Annotated in this window: 22 protein-coding genes and 2 tRNA genes; 2 read left to right on the top strand and 22 right to left on the bottom strand. The window is 67.9% G+C overall.

Going from position 1 to position 24,965, the window contains the following annotated elements:
* Positions 1-128: 128 nt before the first annotated feature.
* The 8 genes from ACFQY2_RS11115 to ACFQY2_RS11080 all read right to left on the bottom strand — a co-directional run bounded on the left by ACFQY2_RS11115 (position 129) and on the right by ACFQY2_RS11080 (position 7,580).
* Positions 129-995 (bottom strand): aldehyde dehydrogenase family protein, encoded by an 867-nt coding sequence (locus ACFQY2_RS11115; RefSeq protein WP_378745864.1) that lies wholly within the window; start codon positions 993-995, stop codon positions 129-131.
* Complete coding sequence (locus ACFQY2_RS11110; protein ID WP_378745863.1) at positions 992-2,434, bottom strand: aldehyde dehydrogenase family protein; 1,443 nt, start codon at positions 2,432-2,434, stop codon at positions 992-994. The genes ACFQY2_RS11115 and ACFQY2_RS11110 overlap by 4 nt, the downstream gene beginning before the upstream one ends.
* 10 nt (positions 2,435-2,444) lie before the next feature.
* The gene (gene deoC, locus ACFQY2_RS11105; protein WP_378746162.1) at positions 2,445-3,428 is read right to left on the bottom strand and encodes a deoxyribose-phosphate aldolase; all 984 of its coding nucleotides are present in this window, start codon (positions 3,426-3,428) and stop codon (positions 2,445-2,447) included.
* 14 nt (positions 3,429-3,442) lie between these two features.
* On the bottom strand, positions 3,443-4,378 hold the full coding sequence (locus ACFQY2_RS11100; RefSeq protein ID WP_378745861.1) for a sugar-binding transcriptional regulator: 936 nt from the start codon (positions 4,376-4,378) through the stop codon (positions 3,443-3,445).
* A 156-nt stretch (positions 4,379-4,534) separates the two neighbouring features.
* Positions 4,535-5,179, bottom strand: coding sequence for an ATP-dependent Clp protease proteolytic subunit (locus ACFQY2_RS11095; protein ID WP_378745860.1), 645 nt, complete (start codon positions 5,177-5,179; stop codon positions 4,535-4,537).
* Between the two features lie 15 nt (positions 5,180-5,194).
* Positions 5,195-5,845, bottom strand: a complete 651-nt coding sequence (locus ACFQY2_RS11090; protein WP_378746161.1) for an ATP-dependent Clp protease proteolytic subunit — start codon at positions 5,843-5,845, stop codon at positions 5,195-5,197.
* A gap of 126 nt (positions 5,846-5,971) precedes the next feature.
* Positions 5,972-7,444 carry a trigger factor gene (tig, locus tag ACFQY2_RS11085; protein ID WP_378745859.1) on the bottom strand — a complete coding sequence of 491 codons (1,473 nt, stop codon included), beginning with the start codon at positions 7,442-7,444 and terminating at the stop codon, positions 5,972-5,974.
* A gap of 59 nt (positions 7,445-7,503) precedes the next feature.
* A tRNA-Pro gene (locus ACFQY2_RS11080) sits at positions 7,504-7,580 on the bottom strand.
* 106 nt (positions 7,581-7,686) lie between these two features.
* Between ACFQY2_RS11080 and ACFQY2_RS11075 the strand changes: the two genes are divergently transcribed.
* Positions 7,687-7,757: transfer RNA gene (locus ACFQY2_RS11075), tRNA-Gly, on the top strand.
* A gap of 215 nt (positions 7,758-7,972) precedes the next feature.
* Here the strand turns inward: ACFQY2_RS11075 and ACFQY2_RS11070 are convergent.
* The 13 genes from ACFQY2_RS11070 to ACFQY2_RS11010 form a co-directional block, all read right to left on the bottom strand.
* Positions 7,973-8,467, bottom strand: coding sequence for a hypothetical protein (locus ACFQY2_RS11070; RefSeq protein ID WP_378745858.1), 495 nt, complete (start codon positions 8,465-8,467; stop codon positions 7,973-7,975).
* A 62-nt stretch (positions 8,468-8,529) separates the two neighbouring features.
* Complete coding sequence (locus tag ACFQY2_RS11065; RefSeq protein ID WP_378745857.1) at positions 8,530-10,227, bottom strand: LuxR C-terminal-related transcriptional regulator; 1,698 nt, start codon at positions 10,225-10,227, stop codon at positions 8,530-8,532.
* Between the two features lie 311 nt (positions 10,228-10,538).
* Positions 10,539-10,895, bottom strand: a complete 357-nt coding sequence (locus ACFQY2_RS11060) for an RNA polymerase-binding protein RbpA (RefSeq protein WP_378745856.1) — start codon at positions 10,893-10,895, stop codon at positions 10,539-10,541.
* On the bottom strand, positions 10,895-11,143 hold the full coding sequence (gene secG, locus ACFQY2_RS11055; RefSeq protein WP_378745855.1) for a preprotein translocase subunit SecG: 249 nt from the start codon (positions 11,141-11,143) through the stop codon (positions 10,895-10,897). The genes ACFQY2_RS11060 and secG overlap by 1 nt, the downstream gene beginning before the upstream one ends.
* A gap of 82 nt (positions 11,144-11,225) precedes the next feature.
* Positions 11,226-12,044 carry a triose-phosphate isomerase gene (gene tpiA, locus ACFQY2_RS11050; RefSeq protein WP_378745853.1) on the bottom strand — a complete coding sequence of 273 codons (819 nt, stop codon included), beginning with the start codon at positions 12,042-12,044 and terminating at the stop codon, positions 11,226-11,228.
* Positions 12,035-13,249 (bottom strand): phosphoglycerate kinase, encoded by a 1,215-nt coding sequence (locus ACFQY2_RS11045; protein ID WP_378745852.1) that lies wholly within the window; start codon positions 13,247-13,249, stop codon positions 12,035-12,037. The genes tpiA and ACFQY2_RS11045 overlap by 10 nt, the downstream gene beginning before the upstream one ends.
* A 3-nt stretch (positions 13,250-13,252) precedes the next feature.
* Positions 13,253-14,263: a type I glyceraldehyde-3-phosphate dehydrogenase gene (gene gap, locus ACFQY2_RS11040; RefSeq protein WP_378745851.1), complete on the bottom strand. Its 1,011-nt coding sequence runs from the start codon at positions 14,261-14,263 to the stop codon at positions 13,253-13,255.
* Between the two features lie 100 nt (positions 14,264-14,363).
* Positions 14,364-14,990, bottom strand: coding sequence for a superoxide dismutase (locus ACFQY2_RS11035; RefSeq protein ID WP_378745850.1), 627 nt, complete (start codon positions 14,988-14,990; stop codon positions 14,364-14,366).
* A gap of 147 nt (positions 14,991-15,137) precedes the next feature.
* Positions 15,138-16,130, bottom strand: coding sequence for a DNA-binding protein WhiA (gene whiA, locus ACFQY2_RS11030; RefSeq protein WP_378745848.1), 993 nt, complete (start codon positions 16,128-16,130; stop codon positions 15,138-15,140).
* Between the two features lie 87 nt (positions 16,131-16,217).
* The gene (rapZ, locus tag ACFQY2_RS11025; RefSeq protein WP_378745847.1) at positions 16,218-17,090 is read right to left on the bottom strand and encodes an RNase adapter RapZ; all 873 of its coding nucleotides are present in this window, start codon (positions 17,088-17,090) and stop codon (positions 16,218-16,220) included.
* A gap of 27 nt (positions 17,091-17,117) precedes the next feature.
* A complete protein-coding gene (gene uvrC, locus ACFQY2_RS11020) occupies positions 17,118-19,007 on the bottom strand; it encodes an excinuclease ABC subunit UvrC (RefSeq protein ID WP_378745846.1) in 1,890 nt (629 codons plus the stop codon).
* Positions 19,007-21,901 (bottom strand): excinuclease ABC subunit UvrA, encoded by a 2,895-nt coding sequence (gene uvrA, locus ACFQY2_RS11015; protein WP_378745845.1) that lies wholly within the window; start codon positions 21,899-21,901, stop codon positions 19,007-19,009. Before uvrA ends, uvrC begins: the two co-directional genes overlap by 1 nt.
* Before the next feature lie 137 nt (positions 21,902-22,038).
* Complete coding sequence (locus tag ACFQY2_RS11010; protein ID WP_378745844.1) at positions 22,039-22,482, bottom strand: MarR family winged helix-turn-helix transcriptional regulator; 444 nt, start codon at positions 22,480-22,482, stop codon at positions 22,039-22,041.
* A 46-nt stretch (positions 22,483-22,528) separates the two neighbouring features.
* On the opposite strand from ACFQY2_RS11010, the gene ACFQY2_RS11005 reads away from it, so the two are divergent.
* A complete protein-coding gene (locus ACFQY2_RS11005) occupies positions 22,529-22,771 on the top strand; it encodes a hypothetical protein (RefSeq protein WP_378745843.1) in 243 nt (80 codons plus the stop codon).
* A gap of 79 nt (positions 22,772-22,850) precedes the next feature.
* Here ACFQY2_RS11005 and uvrB read toward each other — a convergent pair whose 3' ends face one another.
* Positions 22,851-24,920, bottom strand: a complete 2,070-nt coding sequence (uvrB, locus tag ACFQY2_RS11000) for an excinuclease ABC subunit UvrB (protein WP_378745842.1) — start codon at positions 24,918-24,920, stop codon at positions 22,851-22,853.
* Positions 24,921-24,965: the final 45 nt, after the last annotated feature.

Below are 24,965 nucleotides of genomic sequence, written 5' to 3'. Positions count from 1 at the left end.
CAGGCGGGATCCTGTGCCGTCAATCGAGCCTAACCGCCCGCACCGACACCGGGCCGTATTGGCGCGCAAGACGAAGGACCCGGTCCGCCGTCAGCAGAACCGGGCCCCCCATGCGTCCGAGGCGATCGTCAAAGCATCGATTTGGTGTGCCACACGGTCTTCGTCTCGGTGAACGCGGTGATCCGGTCCAGGCTCTGCTCGACGGCGCCGTGGGAGACCGCGCCGGGGCGCAGCACGCGCTTCAGCGTGTCGGCGGCGGCGATCTCGAGGTCGACCCAGTCCAGGTCGCCGGCTCCGGCCAGGTCGATCGCGTTGACGTCGGCGTGCGAGGCCAGCCAGGGTGCGATCTCGGCAGCGGATCCCGTCAGGATGTTGACGACTCCCCCGGGCACGTCGCTGGTGGCGAGCACCTCGGCCAGGCTGATCGCCGAGAGGGGGAACCGCTCGCTGGCGATCGCCACGACCGTGTTGCCGGTCACCAGTGCGGGCGCGATGACCGACACCAGACCGAGCAGTGCGGAGTCCTGTGGCGCGACGAGCGCGACGACCCCGGTCGGCTCCGGAACGGAGATGTTGAAGTACGGTCCTGCGACGGGGTTCGCGTTGCCCGCGAGCTGCGTGTACTTGTCGCACCAGCCTGCGTACCAGACCCAGAGGTCGATGGCGGCATCCACCTGCGCCCCGGCGGCCGCGATGCTGACACCCTCCTGCCGGGCGATCTCGTCGATGAACTGGGCACGACGCCCCTCGAGGATCTCGGCGACGCGGTAGAGCACCTGCCCGCGGTTGTACGCCGTGGCGCCCGACCAGCCCTTCACCGCCGCGCGGGCGGCGACGACGGCATCCCTGGCATCCTTGCGCGACGCCTTGGCGGCGTTGGCGAGGAAGTCGCCCTTGGCGGAGAGCACCTCGTAGGTGCGGCCGGACTCGCTGCGAGGAAACGCCCCGCCGATCGCGAGCTTGTACGTCTTCGGAACGGTGAGACGCGCGCTCATGCCGATGCCCCCTTCAGATATGCGGTCAGGCCGTGCCGGCCGCCCTCGCGGCCGTAGCCGGACTCCTTGTAGCCGCCGAACGGACTCGACGGGTCGAAGCGGTTGAAGGTGTTCGCCCACACCACGCCCGCGCGCAGCCGGTCGGCGACGGCGAGGATGCGGGAGCCCTTGTCGCTCCAGATGCCCGCGGACAGGCCGTACGGCGTGTTGTTGGCCTTGGCGATCGCCTCGGCCGGCGTGCGGAAGGTCAGCACCGACAGCACGGGGCCGAACACCTCGTCGCGGGCGATGCGGTGCGACGCCTCGACGCCGGTGAAGATCGTCGGCGCGAACCAGAACCCCTTGTCGGGGACGGCGCAGTCCGCCGTCCAGCGCTCGGCACCCTCCGCTTCGCCGATGTCGCTGAGTTCACGGATGCGGGCCAGCTGAGCGGCGGAGTTGACGGCGCCGATGTCGGTGTTCTTGTCCAGAGGGTCACCCAGGCGCAGCGTCGACAGCCGGTCCTTGAGCCGGTCGATGACCTCGTCGTGGATGGACTCCTGCACCAGCAGGCGGCTGCCGGCGCAGCACACGTGGCCCTGATTGAAGAAGATGCCGTTCACGATGCCCTCGATGGCCTGGTCGATCGGCGCGTCGTCGAAGACGATGTTCGCGGCTTTGCCGCCCAGCTCGAGCGTGACGCGCTTGTCGGTGCCGGCGATCGCCTTGGCGATGTCGCGGCCGACCCCGGTGGACCCGGTGAAGGCCACCTTGTCGACATCCGGGTGGCGCACGAGCGCGGCGCCCGGCGCACCGGCTCCGGTGATGATGTTCACGACGCCGGCGGGCAGATCGGCCTGCTGCAGGATCTCCGCGAAGATCAACGCCGTCAGCGGTGTGGTCTCGGCAGGCTTGAGCACGACGGTGTTGCCGGCGGCGAGAGCCGGTGCGAGCTTCCACGCGAGCATGAGCAGCGGGAAGTTCCACGGGATGATCTGACCCGCGACGCCGAGCGCCTTGGGGTTCGCGCCGAGCCCGGCGTAGTCGAGCTTGTCCGCCCAGCCCGCGTAGTAGAAGAACCACGCGGCCACCAGAGGCACGTCCACGTCGCGGCTCTCCTTGATCGGCTTGCCGTTGTCCAGGCTCTCGGCCACGGCCAGCTCCCGGGCACGCTCCTGCACGAGGCGGGCGATGCGGAACAGGTACTTGCCGCGGTCGCGGCCGCTCATCTTCGACCACACCTTGTCGTGGGCGCGGCGCGCCGCTGCGACGGCGCGGTCGACATCCTCTTCGGATGCCGAGGCGATCTCGGCGATGCGGCTCTCGTCCGCGGGCGAGATGGTGTGGAAGGAGGGACCCGAGCCGTCGACGAATTCACCGCCGATGAACAGCCCGTAGCTGTCCTTGAGGTTCAGGATCGCCTTCGACTCCGGGGCGGGAGCGTATTCCAGGAATGACATATCAGAGGTCCTAGTCGATGGTCACGTAGTCGGGACCGGAGTAGTGGCCGGTCGTGAGCTTCTGACGCTGCAGGAGCACGTCGTTGAGCAGGCTCGATGCGCCGAAGCGGAACAGGTGCGGTTGCAGCCACTCCTCGCCCGTGGTCTCGGCGACCGTGACGAGGTACTTGATGGCGTCCTTGGACGAGCGGATGCCGCCGGCCGGCTTCACGCCGATCTTCTCGCCCGTCGCCCGGTGCCAGTCGCGCACGGCCTCGAGCATGAGCAGCGTGGTGGGCAGGGTCGCCGCGGGCGACACCTTGCCGGTGGAGGTCTTGATGAAGTCGCCGCCGGCAAGGATCGACAGCCACGAGGCGCGCCTGATGTTGTCGTAGGTGTTCAGCTCACCGGTCTCCATGATGACCTTGAGCGAGGCATAGCTGCCGTCCTCACGGCGGCAGGCCTCCTTGACCCGGGCGATCTGGTCGAAGACCAGGCTGTATCGTCCCTCCAGGAACGCTCCGCGGTCGATGACCATGTCGATCTCATCGGCTCCCGCGGCGACGGCGTCCGCGGTATCCGCGAGCTTGACCTCGATGGAGGCGCGACCGGACGGGAACGCGGTGGCGACGGCGGCGACGGAGATGCGTCCGTCATCCGGGTCGCCGTGCATCGAGCCCAGCGCCTCGACGGCGTGGCCCACCATGTCGCCGTACACGCAGACGGCTGCGACCAGCGGTGTGGCCGGGTCGGAGGCATCCGGCGTCTTCGCCTTCGCCACCAGCGAGCGGACCTTGCCGGCCGTGTCGGCGCCTTCGAGGGTGGTGAGGTCGATCAACGAGATGATCTTGTCGAGCGCCCAGGCCTTCGAAGTGGTCTTTATCGAGCGGGTGCCCAGACCGGCGGCCCGCTGCTCGAGGCCCACCGCGTCGACGCCGGGAAGTCCGTGCAGGAATCGGCGCAGGGTCGCGTCGTCGGGCTCACCGCCCAGCACGTCGACGGCGTTGCGCCGCATGAGTTCTGTGGTCGTCACATCTCCTCCAAGAGTGCTCGTGCTGTGGATTCGTCAGTCACCAGAACGCTGCACAGCCCGGTGCTGACGACTGTACGCGCGATGTCGTGCTTCGCGGCGCCGGCGCTGACGAAGATGGATCGGGGTGCGGAGCGCACCTGATCGAGGGAGACGCCCACAGTGCGGGCGTCGAGATGCGGGTCGACGATGTTGCCGTCCGCATCGATGTAGCGGCCGAGCACGTCGCCGACGGCGCCGCGGCGGGCGAGCTCGGCGATGTCGTCGACGGTGAGATACCCGTTCTCGACGTGCGCCGAGTCAGGGTCGCACGGACCCGCCGTGAACAGGAGCATGTCTGCGTGCGCCGCCTGGTCGAGAATGGCCGCGACCGTGCGATCGGACTCGATGGCCTGCTTGGTCTCCACGCGCTCGAGGATCGCAGGGCTCGGCAGCAGCACCGCCTGTCCGGAACCGCGCTGCGCGATGGTGATGGCGACGGATGACGCACCACCCGAACGGCGGTTCAGGCTCACTCCCCCGTTGGCCTGCACGACGGCGACGCCGTGCGCCCATCCGTCCGCAAGCGCGTCCGCGACGGCTGTGAGCGTGCGCCCCCAGCTGACCGCGAGCGTGCGCGGAACCGGGCGCAGCGCGGTGAGCATGTCCGCCGCCGCCCTGGCGACGCGCTCCAGCACGGCACCCGGGTCGTCGGGTGCGGGAACCACGACGGCACCCTTCAGACCGAAGCGCTCGATGAGCGCACGCTCGGCACCGAGACGCCGGGCTCGAGGGTGCACGATCTCGATGCGCACGATGCCGTGTTCGCGGGCCTGCACGAGCAGACGGCCGACCTTCCAGCGGGAGATGCCGAGAAGCGCCCCGATCTCGTCCTGGGTCTTGTTCTCGTCGTACGAGAGCTCGGCGACTCGGACCATCAGCAGTTCGTCATCCACGGCATCCTCCTTTCCCTTCCAGCTTAGAAGGGCCCCGACGAGCGCGCACGTGCGTGCTCATATGCGCACAGACACGCCGGGATCACGCGCATCCGTTGGCCGCGAACGCGAAGGAGCGGCCCGGACGGATCCGGGCCGCTCCTTCTCGATGTCAGTTCAGGAGATGCGCTTGCGGGAGCTCAGCACCTGGTCGACGATGCCGTACTCCTTGGCCTGCTCGGCGGAGAGGATGTTGTCGCGATCGATGTCGTTGTGGACCTTCTCGACCGGCTGACCGGTGTGACGGGCCATGGTCTCCTCCAGCCAGGTGCGCATCCGCAGGATCTCCCGCGCCTGGATCTCGATGTCGGAGGCCTGCCCCTGACCGGCCTCACCCATCGCCGGCTGGTGCATGAGCACGCGCGCATTCGGCAGTGCGAGACGCTTGCCGGGCGCACCAGCGGCGAGCAGCACGGACGCCGCGGATGCCGCCTGGCCGAGCACGACGGTCTGGATCTGCGGCGCCACGTACTCCATGGTGTCGTAGATCGCCGTCATGGCGGTGAAGGAGCCACCGGGCGAGTTGATGTACATGGTGATGTCGCGATCGGAGTCCTGGCTCTCCAGAACCAGCAGCTGCGCCATCACGTCATCGGCCGACGCGTCGTCGACCTGCACGCCGAGGAAGATCACACGATCTTCGAACAGCTTGTTGTACGGGTCCTGGCGCTTGAAGCCGTAGGCGGTGCGCTCCTCGAACTGCGGCAGCACGTAGCGGCTGGAGGGCAGGTTTCCGGCGGCGCGAAAGGTGGGTGTGTGCATGTGTCTCGTCCTGTCCTACTTGTCCGCGTGGTCCGCGCCGGTTCCGCCACCGCCGTGCACGTCGGAGGCGTGCTCGCGGATGTGGTCGACGAAGCCGTACTCGAGCGCCTCGGTGGCGGTGAACCAGCGATCGCGATCGCCGTCCGCGTTGATCTGCTCGACGCTCTTGCCGGTCTGACCGGACGTGATCTCGGCGAGACGCTGCTTCATCGAGAGGATCAGCTGCGCCTGTGTCTGGATGTCGCTGGATGTGCCGCCGAAGCCGCCGTGCGGCTGGTGCAGCAGCACGCGGGCGTTCGGGGTGATGTAGCGCTTGCCCTTGGTGCCACTGGTCAGCAGCAGCTGTCCCATGGACGCCGCCATTCCGATGCCCACCGTGACGATGTCGTTCGGCACGAACTGCATCGTGTCGTAGATGGCCATGCCCGCGGTGATCGAGCCGCCGGGCGAGTTGATGTAGAGGTAGATGTCCTTCTCGGGATCCTCGGCGGCGAGAAGGAGGATCTTCGCGCAGATCTCATTCGCGTTCTCATCGCGCACCTCAGAGCCCAGCCAGATGATGCGATCCTTCAGCAACCTGTCGAAGACGCTCGTCGCCATCAGGGGTTCAGCCATGTCAGCTCCTGTTTCCGTGTGTCGGTGATTCGAATCTACCGGCGACCGGATGCTGCTTCTCCCGTGTTCGCCGTCGGCATATCAGCGCGGCGACCTGGTCGGCGGATGCGGTCTCCGTCGCAGAAAAAGGGAGGGCGGATGCCATCGGCATCCGCCCTCCCCGGGAATGATCCGCGATCACTCGGCCTTCTCGGCCTCGTCCTTCTTCGCGGCGGTCTTCTTGGCCGGAGCCTTCTTCGCCGCCGGCTTCTTCTCGCCGTCGTCGGCCTTGTCGGCCTTGTCGGAGGCCTTCTTGGCCGGAGCCTTCTTCGCCGCCGGCTTCTTGGCCGGCTTCTCCTCGGCGGGGGCCTCTTCGGCCTCGTCCGCCTCGTCGGCGTCGCCGATGAACTCGGACAGGTCGACGGGCTTGCCGTTGCTGTCGACGACCTTGACCTTGCCGAGCAGCGATGCGAGCGCCTTGTTGCGAGCGATCTCGCCGACGAGCGCGGGCAGCTGCCCCGAGCTCTGCAGCGCCTCGATGAACTCCTGGGGCGGCATGCCGTACTGCGCGGCGGACTGGATGATGTACTGGCTCATCTCCTCCTGGGAGACCTGCACGTCAGCGTTCTCGGCGACGGTGTCCAGCAGCACCTGCGTGCGGAACTGCTTCTCGCTGGCCTCGGCGACCTCGGCGCGGTGCACATCGTCCTCGAGACGGTTCTCGTTCTCGAGGTGGTTGTGCACCTCGTCCTCGATGAGCTGTGCGGGGACCGGGATCTCCACCTTCTCGAGGAGCGTGTCGAGCAGCTGGTCGCGTGCGGCCGAGCTCTGCGTGAAGACGCCCTGCTGCGCGACGCGCTCCGCCAGGCTGCTGCGCAGCTCGGCGATGGTGTCGAACTCGGATGCCATCTGCGCGAAGTCGTCGTCGGCCTCCGGAAGCTCGCGCTCCTTGACGGCCTTGACGGTGACGGAGACCTCGGCCTCCTCGCCGGCGTGGTCTCCGCCGACGAGAGTCGAGCGGAACGTGGTCTGCTCACCGGCGGTGAGCGAGTCGATGGCCTCGTCGATCCCCTCGAGAAGCTCGCCCGAGCCGACCTCGTAGGACACGCCGTCGGCGCGGTCGATCTCGGCGTCCGCGATGGTGGCGATGAGGTCGAGCTCGACGAAGTCGCCCTTCGCCGCAGGCCGGTCGACGGGGATCAGCGTGCCGAAGCGGGCGCGCAGCTCGTCGAGTTCGGTGTCGATGGCGGCGTCGTCGGCCTCGACGGCGTCGACCGTGATCGTGATGTCCTCGAAGGAGGGCAGCTCGATCTCGGGGCGCACGTCGACCTCGACGTCGACGAGCAGGTCGCCGGAGAAGTCCTTCTCATTCGGCCACTGGGTGATGTCGGCCGACGGACGACCCACGACGCGGAGGCTGTGCTCGGTGGCGGCCTCGCGGAAGAAGCGGTCCAGCCCCTCGTTGACGGCGTGCTCGATGACCGCACCGCGGCCGACGCGCTGGTCGATGATGGGCGCCGGGACCTTGCCCTTGCGGAAGCCGGGGACCTGCACGTCCTGAGCGATGTGCTCGTAGGCGTGCGCGATGCTCGGCTTGAGGTCCTCCGGGGTGACCGTGATGCTGAGCTTGACGCGGGTCGGGGACAGCTTCTCGACGGTGCTGTTGGCCATACTGGTGTGTTCTCCTTGTGATTTCCGCAGGGATGGTGCGGCATGAAGTCTGGAGGCCGTGGTCGGGGCGACAGGATTTGAACCTGCGACCTCCCGCTCCCAAAGCGGGCGCTCTACCAAGCTGAGCTACGCCCCGGCTTGAACCCGCGCGCACGGGAACGGCCTCACCGAGTCTAACGGACGGGAGCACTCCCGCCGTCCGCTATGCTTTACGAGGTGCTCCTGCAGTGTGGCGCATTTTCGGGGCTGTAGCTTAATGGTAAAGCCTTAGTCTTCCAAACTAATGACGCGGGTTCGATTCCCGTCAGCCCCTCCGATCAGAGAAGGCACCCACCTCCGTGGGGGCCTTCTCCTTACTCCCGTGGGTGCATCCTCGCTCCGCACTGACGCTGAGAAGGCCTCCGCCTGTGGACAGGTGGAGGCCTTCGTGCGGTGCGGGATGGACCCGCCCCAGCGGGGAGGACCACTGGGGAACGCTCCTCCCCGACCGACGCCATACCGTGCGGGGGATGGGCATGGCGCCGGGACCTATCCGGCGACCGCGTCCAGCGGCCGGATGACGGCGACGGCGCGATGACGGCGTGGCTGCACGTGCTCTGCACCGCGGCGGGAGCACGATGTTCCGCCGCGGTGATTGACGAGAGCGAGGACCTCGCTCTCCCCGTCCGCGTAGTGGATGGTGAGCCTGGCGCGCGCATCGGTCAACTCGGCCAGCGAGTGCGGATCGGCGTGGTCTGCGCCGGAGTACTCCGGGTTGAGCTCCCAGCGGTCATCGTCCTGCCTCTGCAGGCCGACGGCGGACAGTCGTCGTGAGTCGATGGTCACATCGACGGCCGCCTCGCGTGTCGCGCCCTCGAGCAGGAACAGCCAGGTGCCGTCATCGCAGCGGTGCTCCACCTGTGTGAGTACGGAGCGTACGGGCGCGTAGCCGGCAACCGACGGGATGGGCACCGAGGCCGCGACCACGGGACGGCTCCAGACGGAGGCCGACGGCGTGCGGCTTGTGCGCACCTGCTGAGTCATGCATCTCTCCCTTGGTGACCTCGACGCCTGCTCTCCTCGGGGGATGCCGACGAGGAACGTCGTCAGGACAGCGAACCAGTGCGCTGCCTGTCGGCGCCCGGCGCGGCGGGATTTTCATACCTCGTCCCCCTCTGCCTCACCCTCCTCTCACCCGCCGCGGTGTGCGCGATCGCTGCAGGACGGAGGCCCGGTCGCGGCTCGGCGTCCGAGCCGCTTGAAGGGTCGAGCAGGCCGAGACGCACGGCGGCGGCGACCGCGTCGCTGCGGTTGCCGACGCCGAGCTTCCGATAGATGGACGCCAGCTGGGTCTTGACCGTGTTCTGCGTCACGAACAGCCTCTTCGCGATCTCGGCGGTCTTCGCCGATGTGGGCAGTTCCGCCAGCACCTTCAGCTCGCTCGCCGTGAGTCGCGGGCGCCGTCGGCGGGGCGCGGCGTGACGCAGGCCCTGCAGGATGCGCGTCAGGACGGAAGCCTCCGCCTCCGGGATCGCGCGAGTCACGGCGGCGATCAGGGGTTCGGGCACCGTGGTGAACACGCGCAGCTGATCGCCGATGACCGCGATCTGGGAGACTGTGCGCGCGACGGACGGATCGATCTCGCCGTCCAGCTCGAACTCGACCCAGGCCTGCAGGATCGTCGCCTCCGCGCGGGTCGCCGGGGCGATGTCGCGAGAGCTGGTCAGTTCCCGGCACGCCCGCATGGCATCCGCCAGCCGACCCTCGTGGATCAGCACCCTGACCCTCGCGAGCCGTTCCAGTGGCAGGCGACCGGAGCCCTCGTCGCAGATGGTTCGCGCGACCCCGACCTGCCCGAGCGCGAGGAACGCCTCGGTCAGGCAGGCGATGCGCACGTCGTCCGCGAGCGTGTCCGATTTCCAGAGATGGGATCCGAAGGCGAGTGACACCTCTTCCATGGCAGCCATCGGCCGCCCCTGTGCGAGCTCGAAACGCGCCCGCACGAGGGCGATGAGCGGCCAGAGCTCGTCGATCGGAGAGGAGAGCCCCAACGCCTCGACGTGGTCCCCCGCCTCCGGCGCCATCCGGTCGACGTCGATGAGCGCCACGACGATGTTCTCGGCGGTGCGGTTGAACGCCGCGAAGAACGCCGGGGACTCCGGCTGGTGATCTGCCAGCTGCAGACAGCTCAGCGCGCGACTGCGCGATCCGCGCAGCGCATGCACCACGGCCGAGCGGATCGCCGCATCCCTGCGGACATGGTCGCCGGGCATGAGCTCCGAGAGCTGAAGGGCCGTGCCGAAGCTCTTCAGCGCCCTTTCTGACTGACCGTCGAGCAGATAGGTGTAGGCGAGTTGGAATCGGAAGAGGGCGATCGGGCACCACCCGTGCCCGCCACCGCTGACGAAGGTCGCGAGCCTCTCGTCCAGCCGCTCGGCGACTTCCAGGGAGGACTTCACATCTCCGTTCAGGCGCCTCACGATCATCTGCTTGGCCAGGTGCTCATTCATCCTGCGGCCTTCGAGGACGACAGGTTCAGCGCTGTCCGCAGAGCACGATGAGTGGGGATGGCTGCGTGCAAGTACGGATGCCACTGGATGCACGAGTCGCAGAATGTCGAACTGCGAGAACGCTTCGGACGGGAGGGAGTCGAGCGCCCGCATGAGCAGTTCGTAATGGTAGGTGGTCAGGACCCACGCATGGTCGTTGGCCACACGTGCGATCTCCGTCGGGTCCTTCGCCGCCATCGCCTGGATGAGCTCGTCGTACGCTCGGTCGGGGTCATACGGATCCACACTCGTCACCTGGCTGCCTCCTGCGTGCTCCTCCCCCGAAGATTCGTCTGGAACGAGGCTACGCGAAGTGACGCCGTCGCGGGCCGGCCGAGCAGGCCGCGAATAGCCGAACGATCGGAGCCGCGCGCCGCGGTTCGTCGTGGTTCCCGGTCAGGAGCGGGCATCCGGGCGCGACCGTGCGGTCCCGGGTGACACGCGGACCACAGCCGGGTGATCTTCGCAGCATCGAAGTCGGCTGCCCCGACGGCGATCGTGCGCGACGGACGACAGAGCCCCCGGCACGTCGATGCCGGGGGCTCTTGACGAATGCGGGGTTGGCGTCAGCCCTGGCCGCGGCGCTCGCGCAGCTGCGTCAGGGCATCCTCGAGAAGCTGCTTGGCTTCCTCGTCGGTGCGACGCTCCTTCACGTAGGCGAGGTGCGTCTTGTACGGCTCGGGCTTGGCGAGAGCCGGCGGGTTCTGCCGATCGCGACCTGCGGGAAGTCCCGAGTGCGGGTGGTCGATCGTGTCGGGGATCTCCTCTTCAGGGAGCCCGGCGGCGAAGTACCGCACGGTCTCGTTGCCGAGACCGTCCCAGTACGACACGGCGATCCGGTCGGCGTGGTACCCGTGATCCTGCTCGCCCATCGGGCCCGATCCGACGCGCGTGCCGCGGATCGCGTTTCCTCCGGTCGCCATCAGATGACCGAGAACTTCGTGATCAGGCCCAGCGCGACGATAGCCACGAACCAGATGAGGGCCAGCACCACCGTGAAGCGGTTGAGATTGCGCTCCGCCAGACCGGACGAGCCGACGGCGGCGTTCATGCCACCACCGAACATGTCGGACAGGCCGCCGCCGCGACCCTTGTGAAGCAGGATGAGGAGCGTCAGCAGGACGCTGCTGATACCCAGCACCACCTGCAGGACAAACTCGAGTACCACCACGGAATGAAGCCTTTCGCCAGGGCCTGAGAAGACCCGCCTAGGTGTCGATTATAGGACGAGGCGCCGCGGCGCCCGGTCCGACTCACACTCCGACGTGCTTTTCGAAGCGTACGATCGCTGCGAACTCGTCCACCACGAGGCTCGCGCCGCCCACCAGGGCGCCGTCCACATCGGGCTCGCGCATGAAGCTGGCGATGTTGCCCGACTTCACCGATCCGCCGTAGAGCACGCGGGTGCGGGCTGCGGCATCCTCGTCCAAGGACTTCGCGACCACACCGCGCAGCACCGCGCAGACGTCCTGCGCCTGCTGCGGAGTCGCCGCCTGCCCGGACCCGATCGCCCAGACCGGCTCATACGCCACGACGACGTCGGCCGACGCCGGCACCCCCTCGAGCGCCTTCTCGAGCTGACCGACGGGAACAGCGCTGGCGCCGAACTTCTCCAGGTCCTCGGCGGTCTCGCCGACGCAGATGACCGGCACCAGACCGTGCTTCAACGCCGCCTTCACCTTGGCCGCCACGATCTCGTCGCTCTCGTGGTGGTACTCGCGGCGCTCCGAGTGACCGATGATCACATAGCGCACGCCGAGCTTCGACAGGAAAGCACCCGAGACCTCACCCGTGTAGGCGCCCGAGTCGTGGGCCGAGACGTCCTGCGCGCCGAGCGCGAAGGGGATCTTGTCGGCATCGATGAGAGTCTGCACGGAGCGGATGTCGGTGTAGGGCGGGAAGACCGCGACCTCCACCGAGTCGCCCTCGTGGCCGGCGTCCTTCAGCGTCCAGTGCAGCTTCTGCACCGTCGCCACCGCCTGCAGGTGATCGAGGTTCATCTTCCAGTTGCCCGCAATCAGTGCGGTGCGCCGGTTCTGCGCAGCAGACGAGTTCGCAGAGTTCACTGCCATCCGAGGACCTCCAGTCCGGGTAGCTTCTTGCCCTCGAGGAACTCGAGGCTGGCGCCTCCGCCCGTCGAGATGTGTCCGAACCTGTCGTCGGAGAACCCGAGCTGGCGCACGGCGGCCGCGGAGTCGCCGCCGCCGACCACGCTGAGGCCGTCGACCTCGGTGAGCGCCTCAGCGACCGTCCTCGTCCCCCCTGCGAAGGCGGGGAACTCGAACACGCCCATCGGCCCGTTCCAGAACACTGTCTTCGAGCCCCGGATCGCCTCGGCGAAGCGCGCGGCCGTGTCGGGTCCGATGTCGAGGCCGATGCCGGAGGCGCCGAACGAGCTCTGCTCGATGGCATCCGCCGCGACCGTCTCATGATCGGCATCCGCCGCGAACGCGGAGGCGACGACCACGTCGGTGGGTAGCACGAGCTCCACGCCGCGCTCCTTCGCCTCGGCGATGTAGCCGCGGACGGTGTCGAGCTGGTCCTTCTCGAGCAGGCTCGACGCCACGGCATGACCCTCGGCCGCGAGGAACGTGAACAGCATCCCGCCGCCGACCAGCAGGCGGTCGACGCGCGGCAGCAGGTGGGCGATGACGCCCAGCTTGTCGCTGACCTTGGAGCCGCCGAGCACGACCGTGTACGGCCGCTCGGGCTTCTCGGTCAGGCGGTCCAGCACATCCAGCTCGGTCGCGATCAGCAGTCCCGCCGCGGAGGGCAGGATGCTCGCCAGGTCGTAGACGCTGGCCTGCTTGCGGTGCACGACGCCGAAGCCGTCGGAGACCAGCGCATCGCCCAGTTCGGCGAGCTGCTCGGCGAAGGCCTTACGGGTCTCGTCGTCCTTAGCCGTCTCACCCGCGTTGAAGCGCAGGTTCTCGAGCACGACGATCCCGCCGTCCTCGGTCGCGGCGACCGCTGAGCGGGCGGACTCCCCCACCGTGTCGCGAGCGAACGCGACAGGCTTTCCCAGCAGCTCGGACAGGCGCTGCGCGACCGGCTCGAGACTGTACTGCGGGTCGGGCGCTCCGTCGGGGCGACCGAGGTGCGAGCACACGATCACGCGTGCGCCGGCGTTGATGAGCGCGTTCAGGGTCGGCAGCGAGGCGCGGACGCGGCCATCGTCCGTGATGACGCCGTCCCGGAGCGGGACGTTGAGGTCACAACGGACGATGACGCGCCGGCCTTCGAGCGACCCCAGCGAGTCGAGGGTGCGCAGGGTCATAGATCAGAGACGCTCGGCGACGTACTCGGTCAGGTCGACCAGGCGGTTCGAGTAGCCCCACTCGTTGTCGTACCAGCTGGAGACCTTGACGAGGTTTCCGCTGACGTTGGTGAGGCCGGAGTCGAAGATCGACGAGTGCGGGTTGAGCTGGATGTCGCTCGACACGATCTCGTCCTCGGTGTACTCCAGGATGCCCTGCAGGCGACCGCTCGCGGCGGCTTCGCGGTACACGGCGTTGACCTCGTCGATGGTGAGGTCGTCGCGATCGGCGATGATCGTCAGGTCGACGATCGAGCCGGTGGGAACCGGCACGCGGTACGAGGAGCCACTGAGCTTGCCGTTGAGCTCGGGCATGACCAGGCCGATGGCCTTGGCCGCACCGGTCGAGGCGGGGACGATGTTGATCGCCGCGGCACGTGCACGACGCAGGTCGCTGTGCGGGCCGTCCTGAAGGTTCTGGTCGGCGGTGTACGCGTGGGCGGTCATCATGAAGCCGCGCTCGATGCCGAAGGCGTCGTTGAAGACCTTGGCGAGCGGCGCGAGGCAGTTCGTGGTGCACGACGCGTTGGAGATGATGTTGTGGTTCGCGGCGTCGTAGGTGTCCTCGTTCACTCCCACGACGAAGGTGCCGTCGACGTCCGTGCCCGGCGCGGAGATGATGACCTTCTTGGCCCCTCCGGCGATGTGCTTGCCCGCATCCGCGGCCTTGGTGAAGCGTCCGGTGGACTCGATGACGATGTCGACACCCAGCTCGCCCCAGGGAAGTGCAGCGGGGTCACGCTCTTCGAAAACCTTGATGGCCTTGCCGCCGACGGTGATGACGTCGCCCTCGTACGAGACCTCGACGCCCAGCGGTCCGCCGACGGAGTCGTACTTCAGCAGGTGGGCGAGTGCGGCGTTGTCCGTGAGGTCGTTCACCGCGACGATCTCGAGGTCAGCGTTCTGTGCGAGGGCTGCGCGAAGGAAGTTTCGCCCGATACGACCGAAGCCGTTGATACCGATCTTGACAGACACGAAAGTCTCCTGGTTCTTAATCAAGGAAGTGCGTAAAATTCGCGGATTGCACGGACAACGGCGTCCTGATGGGCAAAACGCCCATCAGGACGCCCATCTTTTACGACAGTACCAGCAGACCGGTGGTCTTCTCGCGTGCTGTGTCAAACCGCTGCGCGACGTTCTCCCAGTTCGCGATGTTCCACGCCGCCTTGACGTAGTCCGCCTTGACGTTCAAGTAGTCCAGGTAGAAGGCGTGCTCCCACATGTCCAGCTGGAACAGCGGGATGGTGCCCATCGCGGTGTTCGCGTGCTGGTCGAACATCTGCTGGATGATCAGACGGGAGCCGATCGAGTCCCAGCTGAGAACGGCCCACCCGGAGCCCTGGATGCCCATGGCTGCCGCGGTGAAGTGCGCCTGGAACTTCTCGAACGAGCCGAAGAACTCCTCGATCGCCGTCTTGAGCTCGCCTTCCGGCTGACCGCCGCCGTTCGGCGAGAGGTTGGTCCAGAAGATCGAGTGGTTGACGTGGCCGCCCAGGTTGAACGCCAGGTCCTTCTCGAGCTTGTTCACGTTGGCGAGGTTCCCGCTGTCACGCGCCTCGGCGAGTGCCTCCAGGGCGGCGTTCGCGCCCGCGACGTAGGCCGCATGGTGCTTGTCATGGTGCAGCTCCATGATCTTGCCGCTGATGTGAGGTTCGAGTGCCGAGAAATCGTAGGGGAGCTCGGGGAGCGTGTATGTCGCCATGTCGATATCATCCAATCCGCGCCGCGCCGCGGCGCTTGCGTTCTCCGCGGTGCCGTATGCGTCGCGGAGCAGACGTTTCACATCCTACTGACGGCAACAGGCCGCGGCGAGAGAACCTTCCCGACGTGACGAAGCGCCGACGAAGAGCTAGTCGTCGAGTCCGGCGGGGACGGCGGCATCCGTACCGGGGATGCCCTCCTGCTGGGCTCGCTTGTCCGCCATGGCGAGAAGCCGGCGGATGCGCCCGGCGACGGCGTCCTTGGTCATCGGAGGGTCGGCGTGATGGCCGAGCTCGTCGAGGCTGGCGTCGCGGTGCGCCAGGCGCAGATTCCCGGCTGTGCGCAGGTGCTCGGGCACGTCGTCACCGAGGATCTCGAGCGCGCGCTCGACCCGTGCGCACGCTGCGACGGCGGCCTGGGCGGAGCGGCGGAGGTTGGCGTCGTCGAAGTTCACCAGGCGGTTCACCCCGGCGCGCACCTCTCGGCGCTGACGCATCTCCTCCCAGGTGACGGCGGTGCGCCTGGCACCCATCGCCGTGAGGATCGTGCGGATCGCCTCGCCCTCGCGGACCACGACACGCGGCAGTCCCCGCACCTCCCTGGCCTTCGCCGCCACGCCGAGGCGGTGCGCGGCGCCGACCAGCGCCATGGCGGCCTCGCCGGATGGGCAGGACACCTCGAGCACCGCCGAGCGACCGGGCTCGCTGAGTGATCCGGCGGCGAGGAACGCACCGCGCCAGATGCCGGCGAGTTCCTCGGGCGATCCGGTGGTGAGCCGGTTGGGCAGGCCGCGCACGGGCCGTCGGCGCGCATCGAGCAGGCCGGTCTGGCGGGCCAGGGTCTCCCCCGCGCCGATCACGCGGACGGCCCAGCGGACGCCGTCGTTGATGCCGCTGCTCTGAGCGGTGCTGGACTTCACCTGTGCGATCTCCGGTCGGACTCCGTAGATCTCGGCGAGATCGCGGCTGACGCGGCGGGCGAGGGTCTCGGCATCCACCTCGGCTTCGACCGCCACGCGGCCGGCGATGGAGTGCAGCCCACCCGCGAAACGAAGAATGGTCGTCACCTCGGCGACACGCACCGTCGGGGGTGCGTTGCGGATGCTGACGAGCTCAGCCTTGACGTCGGTGGTTAGTGCCACGGGACTCCTTCACGATCCTCGCGCCGGATCGCGACGCAAGGAACCAGCCTACAAGGCCGTGCGCGTCCGCACCGCCGCGGGACGCGCTCATTCGCGGCCGAGGTCACGGTGCCGCACGTTCACGGCGACCCCTGGCGCGTCGGCGAGTCGCCGGGCGATCTCCTCCGCCACCGCCACCGAGCGATGCTTCCCCCCTGTGCAGCCGATCGCGACCGTGGAGTGGCTCTTGTTCTCGCGCTGATATCCCTCGAGCACCGGACGCAGCATCTGCACGTACGCGTCGAGGAACTCGGCGGCTCCGGGACGCGACAGTACGTACTCCCTCACGTCGTCCTGCTGTCCGGTGTGATCGCGGAGCTCTTCGTTCCAATACGGGTTGGGCAGGAATCGCATGTCAGCGACATGATCGACGTCGGTGGGCAGACCGTACTTGAAGCCGAAGCTGAGCAGCGTGAGGCGATGGCGCGCAGCGCCTTCCTCGCTGAACATGTCCGAGACCTTGGTGGCGAGCTGGTGGATGTTCAGCCCCGACGTGTCGATGAGCAGGTCCGCCGACGCGCGGATCGGGGCGAGGCGTCCGCGCTCGGTCCGGATGCCGTCGAGCAGCGTCCCGTCCTCCTGCAGCGGATGCGGACGGCGAACGGCTTCGAACCGCCGCACCAGGACGTCGTCGGAGGCGTCGAGGAAGAGCACTTTCACGCCGCCGCGGGCGCGCAGCGCGCTGGCCACGTCGGGGAAGTCGTCGAACAGGCTGCGACCGCGCACATCGACCACTGCGGCGATCTTGGGCAGGTTGCCCGCGCCCATGTCGGTGAGTTCGAGGAGCGGACGAAGTATCTGCGGAGGCAGGTTGTCGACGACGTACCAGCCGAGATCCTCGAGCGCGTTGGCGGCCGTCGTGCGGCCAGCGCCCGACATTCCCGTCACGATCAGGAACTCGCCTTCTTCTGCCGCCGCCATCGTCGGCTCCCTTCCTCGGCCTCCAGCCTATCCAGTCGGGGCGGCCTGCTCGCCCACGAGGTGTCCGTGGATGCTCGCGGCCAGCGTCGGGCCGATGCCCGAGACCTCGCAGATCTGCTCGACGGTCGCCGCACGCAGCGCGGTGACGGAGCCGAAGTGCCGAAGCAGTGCCTTGATCCGGGACTCGCCGAGCCCGGGGATCTCACTCAGCACGCTGCTGATGTCGCGTCGCCTGCGGCGGCGCTGATGAGTGATCGCGAAGCGGTGGGCCTCGTCCCGCAGCCGCTGCACCAGGTAGAGCGCCTCACTGGTGCGCGGCAGGATCACGGGGAACTCGTCGTCGGGGAGCCAGATCTCCTCGAGCCGCTTGGCGATGCCGCACAGCGCGATGTCGGTGCGCCCGCTGTCCCGCAGCGCGCGTGCGGCCGCCTGAACCTGCGGCTGACCGCCGTCGACGACCAGCAGCTGCGGCTTGTAGGCGAAGCGCGGCCGGCGCCTACCGGGTGCGGCCTCGTCCTCCTCGTCGTCCTCCGGCGTCGCGTCGACGCGGGCCAGCCGGCGCATCAGCACCTGGTACATCGAATCGGTGTCGTCGGTCGTCTCCGCGATGTTGAAGGAGCGGTACTGGTCCTTGCGGGGCAGACCGTCCTCGAACACGACCATCGAGGCGACCACGTTGGTGCCGCCGAGGTGCGAGATGTCGAAGCACTCGATCCGCAGCGGCGCCTCGGTCATGCCCAGTGCCTCCTGCAGATCGGTGAGCGCCTGCGTCCGTGCGACGTAGTCGCTGGTGCGACGGGTCTTGTGCCGCAGCAGCGCCTGCTGGGCGTTCAGTGTCGCGGTGCGCATCAGCTCCGCGCGCTGACCGCGCTGGGCCACGGCGATCTCGACCCTGCGCCCACGGCGATCCCGCAGCCACTGCTCCAGCTCCGCCGCGTCGTCCGGCAGCACCGGCACCAGGACACGGCGAGGGATGTCGGTGGCGTCGCCGTAGACGCGCTGGAGCACCTGGTCCACGAGCTCGCCGCCCGCGATGTCGAGCTCCTTGTCGAGGGTGAGCGAGCGGACGGCCCGCACACGACCACCGCGGATCACGAAGTGGTGCACGGCCGCGGACAGCTCGTCCTCGGCGACGCCGAACAGGTCGGCGTCCTCATCCGCCGGCAGCACCAGCGCGCTCTTGCCCAGGACCGCCTCGATGGCCGCCAGCTTGTCGCGGTACTTCGCGGCGGCCTCGTAGTCCATGGCTGCCGATGCCGCCCGCATCCGCGTCGTGAGGTCACGGGTGAACCGCTCGTCGCCGCCGGCCATGAAGGCGACGAAGTCGTCGACCATGGCGCGGTGCTCTTCGATCGTGACGGTCATGGAGCACGGTCCGCCGCACTTCCCGATCTGTCCGGGGAAGCATGGCCGGCCGGTCTGCATGGCGCGCTTGTAACTGGCGTCGCTGCAGGTGCGGATCGGGAACGCCTTGATCATCAGGTCGATCGTGTCGTGCACGGCCCACACCTTCGGGAAGGGCCCGAAGTAGCGTGCGCCGGGGATCCTGCGGTTGCGCGTGACGAGCACCCGGGGCGCTTCGTCGGCGAGGGTGATCGCCATGAACGGATAGGACTTGTCGTCCTTGTAGCGCACGTTGAAGGGCGGATCGAATTCCTTGATCCACATGTACTCCAGTTGAAGGGAGTCCACGTCGGTGGCGACCACCGTCCACTCCACGGACGCCGCGGTCGTGACCATCCGCCGGGTGCGCTCGTGCAGCGTGCGCAGCGGTGCGAAGTAGTTCGACAGCCGCTGACGCAGGTTCTTCGCCTTGCCGACGTAGAGCACGCGCCCCTCGGCGTCGCGGAAGCGGTACACGCCCGGGTCCGTGGGAATCTCGCCCGTGCGCGGTCGATACGGCAGGATGTCGGCCATCAGCCCGCCTTGCGGGCCCGACCGGCTGTCGACGTGCCCAGCACTTCGGCGAGGAAGCGACCGGTGTGGCTCTCCTCGACGGCGGCGATGTTCTCCGGCGTGCCGGTCGCGAGGATCTCTCCGCCGCCCGAGCCGCCCTCCGGGCCCAGGTCGATCACCCAGTCCGCCGACTTGATGACATCGAGGTTGTGCTCGATGACGATCACGGTGTTCCCCTTGTCGACGAGTCCGTTGAGCACCTCGAGGAGCTTGCGGACGTCCTCGAAGTGCAGGCCCGTGGTCGGCTCGTCGAGCACGTAGATGCTGCGGCCGTTGCTGCGACGCTGGAGCTCGGTGGCGAGCTTGACGCGCTGCGCCTCGCCGCCGGAGAGGGTGGTCGCCGCCTGGCCCAGTCGCACATAGCCGAGGCCGACGTCGACGAGCGTCTTCATGTAGCGGTGGATCGCCTGGATCGGCTCGAAGAACTCCGCGGCCTCGGCGATGGGCATCTCGAGGACCTCTGCGATGTTCTTGCCCTTGTAGTGCACGCTCAGCGTGTCGCGGTTGTACCGCTTGCCGTGGCAGACCTCGCAGTCCACGTACACGTCCGGGAGGAAGTTCATCTCGATCTTGATGGTGCCGTCACCCGAGCATGCGTCGCAGCGTCCGCCCTTGACGTTGAAGCTGAATCGACCCGGCAGGTAGCCACGGACCTTCGCCTCCGGCGTCTCGCTGAAGAGGGTGCGGATGCGGTCGAACACACCCGTGTACGTGGCCGGATTCGACCGCGGGGTGCGCCCGATGGGCGCCTGGTCGACGTGCACGACCTTGTCGAGGTTGTCGAGCCCCGTGACTCGGGTGTGCTTTCCCGGCACCGTGCGGGCACCGTTGAGTCGTGCGGCGAGCACCTGGTAGAGGATGTCGTTGACGAGGGACGACTTCCCGGACCCGCTCACACCCGTGACCGCGGTGAGCACGCCCAGCGGGAAATCGGCCGTGACGTTGCGGAGGTTGTTGGCGCGGGCGCCCACGACGCTCAGCATCCGCTTCCTGTCGATCCTGCGACGCTTCTTCGGCGTGGCGATCTCGCGCCGCCCCGCCAGGTAGTCGCCCGTCATGGACTCGGTCTCGCTGAGCAGCGCGGAATACGGACCGGAGTGGACCACCGAGCCGCCGTTCACGCCTGCGCCAGGGCCGATGTCGACGACCCAGTCGGCCGCCTCGATGGTCTCCTCGTCATGCTCGACGACGATCAGAGTGTTGCCGAGGTCGCGCAGCCGTACCAGCGTCTCGATCAGACGTCGGTTGTCGCGCTGGTGCAGCCCGATCGAGGGCTCGTCCAGCACGTACAGCACGCCGGTCAGTCCCGATCCGATCTGGGTCGCCAGCCGGATGCGCTGCGCCTCGCCGCCGGAGAGCGAGCCGGCCGAGCGACCGAGGTTCAGGTACGACAGACCCACCTGCAGCAGGAACTCCAGCCGCAACCGGATCTCGCGCAGCACCTGCGCGGCGATCTTCGCCTCGCGGTCGGTGAGTTCGAGGGTGTGCATGAACGTGCTGGCATCGGCCAGGCTCAGATTCGACACCTCCGCGATGGAATGGCCGTGCACCTTCACCGCGAGCACCTCGGGCTTCAGCCGTGCGCCGTCGCAGACCGGGCACGGCACCTCGCGCAGGTACTCGCCCCAGCGGCTGCGCTGAGTGTCGGACTCCGCCTGCAGGTACTGCCGCTCGATGTACGGCACGACCCCCTCGAAGCCGGAGGTGTAGCGCATCTCACGCCCGTAGCGGTTCTTCCACTTGACGCTGACCTTGTAGTTGTCGCCGCGCAGCACCGCTTCGCGCACGTCGGAGTGCAGCTGGTTCCACGGGGTGTCCAGCGAGAAGTCCAGGTCGCGCGCGAGCCCTTCCAGCAGCCGCTCGTAGTACTGGAACAGACCCTTGCCCTGCGTCGTCCACGGCAGGATCGCGCCCTCGCGGATCGAGAGCTCCTCGTCGCCGAGCAGCAGGTCGGAGTCCACGGACATGCGGGTGCCGAGTCCCGCGCAGGCCGGGCATGCACCGAACGGCGCGTTGAAGGAGAAGGTGCGCGGTTCGATCTCGGTGAGCGCGATGGGATGCCCGTTGGGGCAGGCCAGCTTCTCGGAGAACGACTGCCAGGCGTCGTCGCCCGATTCGTCGACGAAGTTCACCTGCATGATTCCGCCGGCCAGGCCCAGTGCGGTCTCGACGGAATCGGTCACGCGACCGAGGATGTCGTCGGATGCCACCAGCCGGTCGACCACGACGGCGATGTCGTGCTTGTAGCTCTTCTTCAGCTTCGGCGGCTCCGCCAGCTGGATCAGATCCCCGTCGACGATCGCACGGGAGTACCCCTTGGCGCCGAGCTCCTTGAACAGATCGGTGAACTCGCCCTTCTTCTGCGTGACGACCGGAGCGACGATCTGGTACCTGGTGCGCTCAGGCAGCTCCACGAGCTGATCGGCGATCTGCTGGACGGTCTGGCGCTGGATGCGCTCACCGCACTCGGGACAGTGCGGGACGCCGATGCGCGCCCACAGCAGGCGCATGTAGTCGTGGATCTCGGTGATCGTGCCGACGGTCGAGCGCGGGTTGCGGTTCGTCGACTTCTGATCGATCGACACCGCCGGGCTCAGTCCCTCGATGAAATCGACATCGGGCCGATCGACCTGGCCGAGGAACTGACGCGCGTAGGCACTGAGGGATTCGACGTAGCGACGCTGCCCCTCGGCGAAGATGGTGTCGAATGCGAGGCTGGACTTGCCCGACCCGGACAGGCCCGTGAACACGACGAGGGAGTCGCGAGGAATGTCGATGTCGACGTTCTTGAGATTGTGCACGCGGGCACCGCGGACACTGAGTTTTCCGGAGGAGGCGACGGGAACGATTGGCACCGGTCAAGTCTATGAGTGACCACCGACACTGGGGCCGAGAGCGCTTTCAGCCTTCGTGAACGCTCCGGGTCGGCCGGAGGGCGTGGGCGGATCATCCGGACCCGATCGCGCCCGCTCGACGTTCCCGTGCAGCCCGATCAGCTGTCTGCCGGGTGGGCACCGGAGAAGGGTTTGAGCGCCTCGCGCAGGCCGGCGGCGGCCTGCAGATCGATGCCCGCACTGGCCATGACCGCTCGCGGCACGCCGACGGCCTGTGCCCGCAGCGCGCGCCCCTTCTCGGTGAGGGCGATCTCCAGACGGCGCTCGTCCTCGGCACTGCGAGTTCGCTCTAGCAGCCCGTCGCGCTCGAGACGCTTGACCAGCGGCGAGGCGCTGGCCGGCTCGAGCGCGAGCTCGTGCGCCAGGTCATGGAGCGCTCGCGGCGAACGCTCCCACAGGGCGAGCATCACCAGGTACTGCGGGTGCGTCAGCCCCAGGGGAGCGAGAATCGGCCGATAGATCGAGACCACGTTTCGCGCAGCGGTCACCATCGAGAAGCAGAGCTGATTCTCCAGCAGAAGAAGATCGTCATCCGTCGACACGATTCGATCATAGGCACAAACACGAACAGTTAGTACACTAATCATCATGCCGAACTCGTCCGAGCGTCTCCCGCTGCGCACGCGCATCCGTCAGGCGGGCGGCCTGTACACCTGGTTCAACTCGCGGTTGATCAGGTATGCGGGCCCGGCCTCCGTGGGTCCCTATGAGAGCACCCTTCCGCCCAGCGCAGAGGAGCGTGCCGAACGGGCGTGCCCACTGTGCGGCAGTCCGATGAACCAGCACACGTTCGACCGCCGAGGTCCGAAGCCGCTGATGCAGTGCCCGTAGGGCGCACGTCAGCCGCCGCGGTGCGCGGCGGGTCAGCCGCCCCCGGCGGCCCTGCACCCCGTATCCCTGCGCTCCGCGCTCAGGCGTGCCCTGCCCGTTCCATGGCGCGCAGCTCCTTCTTGAGATCCTGCACCTCATCGCGCAGCCGCGCGGCGAGCTCGAACTTGAGCTCCGCGGCCGCCGCGAGCATCTGATCCGAGAGGTCGCCGATCGTCTCCTCCAGCTGCATGGCGCCCTCGGCCGCGATCCCCGTGCGTCGGAGGTTCGGCGTGGGCGATTTGCCCCGACCGGATTTGTTCCGTCCGGCGCGCATGTCGGCGGTGTCGGCCGCCTCGCGGGCGAGCACCTCGGTGATGTCGGCGATGCGCTTGCGCAGTGGCTGCGGGTCGATCCCGTGCTCGGTGTTGTAGGCGAGCTGCTTCTCGCGACGCCGGTCGGTCTCGTCGATCGCCTTGCGCATCGAGTCCGTCATGTTGTCGGCGTACATGTGCACCTCGCCGGAGACGTTCCGCGCCGCGCGGCCGATGGTCTGGATCAGCGACGTGCCCGAGCGCAGGAACCCTTCCTTGTCGGCGTCCAGGATGGCCACGAGCGAGACCTCCGGGAGGTCGAGCCCCTCGCGGAGCAGGTTGATGCCGACCAGTACGTCGTAGACGCCGGCGCGCAGCTCCGTGAGCAGTTCGACCCGCCGCAGCGTGTCGACATCGGAATGCAGGTATCTGACGCGCACACCGTGCTCGCCGAGGAAGTCCGTCAGCTCCTCCGCCATCTTCTTCGTGAGCGTCGTCACGAGAACGCGCTCGTCGCGCGCGGCGCGCACGCGGATCTCCTCGAGCAGGTCATCGATCTGACCCTTGGACGGCTTGACGATGATCTGCGGGTCCACGAGTCCGGTGGGACGGATGATCTGCTCGACCACGCCGTCGGCGATGCCCATCTCGTACTTGCCCGGTGTCGCGGACAGGTACACCGTCTGGCCGATGCGGTTCTTGAACTCGTCCCAGCGCAGTGGCCGGTTGTCCAGAGCGCTGGGCAGACGGAAGCCGTGCTCCACCAGGGTGCGCTTGCGCGAGGCGTCGCCCTCGTACATGGCGCCGATCTGCGGCACGGTCACGTGCGATTCATCGATGACCATGAGGAAGTCGTCAGGGAAGAAGTCCAGCAGCGTGTGCGGAGGCTCGCCTGCCTGGCGCCCGTCCATGTGCCGCGAGTAGTTCTCGATGCCGGAGCAGAACCCGAGCTGCTGGAGCATCTCCAGGTCGAACGTCGTGCGCATGCGCAGGCGCTGAGCCTCGAGCAGCTTGCCCTGGCGCTCCAGCTCCGCGAGGCGCTGCTCCAGTTCGGCCTCGATCGTGCCGATGGAGCGCTGGATGACATCGGTGCCGGCGACGTAGTGCGAGGCCGGGAAGATCGGCACCGAGTCGAGCCTCTCGATGATCTCTCCGGTGAGCGGGTGCAGCGAGTACAGCGCCTCGATCTCGTCGCCGAAGAGCTCGATGCGGATCGCGTGCTCCTCGTACACCGGGATGATCTCGATCGTGTCACCCCGCACGCGGAAATTGCCGCGCGAGAAGTCGACGTCGTTGCGGTTGTACTGCATGGCGATGAACTGCCTGATCAGCGCGTCGCGGTCGTAGCGCTCCCCCACCTGCAGCGCCACCATCGCCCTGAGGTACTCCTCGGGCGCGCCGAGTCCGTAGATGCAGGACACGGTCGAGACGACGACCACATCGCGCCGGCTCAGCAGCGAGTTGGTCGTGGAGTGCCGCAGCCGCTCCACCTCGGCGTTGACCGAGGAGTCCTTCTCGATGAAGGTGTCGGTCTGGGGAACGTACGCCTCGGGCTGGTAGTAGTCGTAGTAGGAGACGAAATACTCCACGGCGTTGTTCGGCATGAGCTCGCGGAACTCGTTCGCCAGCTGCGCGGCGAGAGTCTTGTTGTGCGCGAGCACGAGGGTCGGCCGCTGCACCTGCTCGATCAGCCAGGCCGTGGTCGCCGACTTGCCGGTGCCGGTCGCACCCAGCAGCACGACGTCGGTCTCGCCGGCGTTGATGCGTCCGGCGAGCTCGGCGATCGCCTTCGGCTGGTCACCGGCCGGGACGTACTCGCTGACCACCTCGAACGGACGGACGCTTCGTGTGGTTTGCATCCATCCAGCGTAAGCGGGTCCTCCGACATCGGGGTCGCGCAGCCT

Origin of the sequence: Microbacterium sp. GCM10027623 (genome assembly GCF_042666935.1) — a bacterium.
In the GTDB taxonomy this organism is placed as follows: domain Bacteria; phylum Actinomycetota; class Actinomycetes; order Actinomycetales; family Microbacteriaceae; genus Microbacterium.
Note: the sequence above shows the minus strand (reverse complement) of the source record. Positions and strands in the feature narration are given on the sequence as shown.

Excerpts from the sequence above, each read along its gene's own strand:
- uvrC (WP_378745846.1), bottom strand. The coding sequence starts at position 19,007 with ATGGCCGACATCCTGCCGTATCGACCGCGCACGGGCGAGATTCCCACG.
- deoC (WP_378746162.1), bottom strand. The coding sequence starts at position 3,428 with ATGCGGCGCAACGCCGTCGACGTGCTGGGCGGTGAGCCCGACGACGCG.
- ACFQY2_RS11110 (WP_378745863.1), bottom strand. The coding sequence starts at position 2,434 with ATGTCATTCCTGGAATACGCTCCCGCCCCGGAGTCGAAGGCGATCCTG.
- ACFQY2_RS11115 (WP_378745864.1), bottom strand. The coding sequence starts at position 995 with ATGAGCGCGCGTCTCACCGTTCCGAAGACGTACAAGCTCGCGATCGGC.
- rapZ (WP_378745847.1), bottom strand. The coding sequence starts at position 17,090 with ATGGCGGCGGCAGAAGAAGGCGAGTTCCTGATCGTGACGGGAATGTCG.
- ACFQY2_RS11060 (WP_378745856.1), bottom strand. The coding sequence starts at position 10,895 with ATGGCGACCGGAGGAAACGCGATCCGCGGCACGCGCGTCGGATCGGGC.
- ACFQY2_RS11035 (WP_378745850.1), bottom strand. The coding sequence starts at position 14,990 with ATGGCGACATACACGCTCCCCGAGCTCCCCTACGATTTCTCGGCACTC.
- uvrB (WP_378745842.1), bottom strand. The coding sequence starts at position 24,920 with ATGCAAACCACACGAAGCGTCCGTCCGTTCGAGGTGGTCAGCGAGTAC.
- tpiA (WP_378745853.1), bottom strand. The coding sequence starts at position 12,044 with ATGGCAGTGAACTCTGCGAACTCGTCTGCTGCGCAGAACCGGCGCACC.
- ACFQY2_RS11005 (WP_378745843.1), top strand. The coding sequence starts at position 22,529 with ATGCCGAACTCGTCCGAGCGTCTCCCGCTGCGCACGCGCATCCGTCAG.
- ACFQY2_RS11095 (WP_378745860.1), bottom strand. The coding sequence starts at position 5,179 with ATGCACACACCCACCTTTCGCGCCGCCGGAAACCTGCCCTCCAGCCGC.
- tig (WP_378745859.1), bottom strand. The coding sequence starts at position 7,444 with ATGGCCAACAGCACCGTCGAGAAGCTGTCCCCGACCCGCGTCAAGCTC.
- ACFQY2_RS11070 (WP_378745858.1), bottom strand. The coding sequence starts at position 8,467 with ATGACTCAGCAGGTGCGCACAAGCCGCACGCCGTCGGCCTCCGTCTGG.
- ACFQY2_RS11045 (WP_378745852.1), bottom strand. The coding sequence starts at position 13,249 with ATGACCCTGCGCACCCTCGACTCGCTGGGGTCGCTCGAAGGCCGGCGC.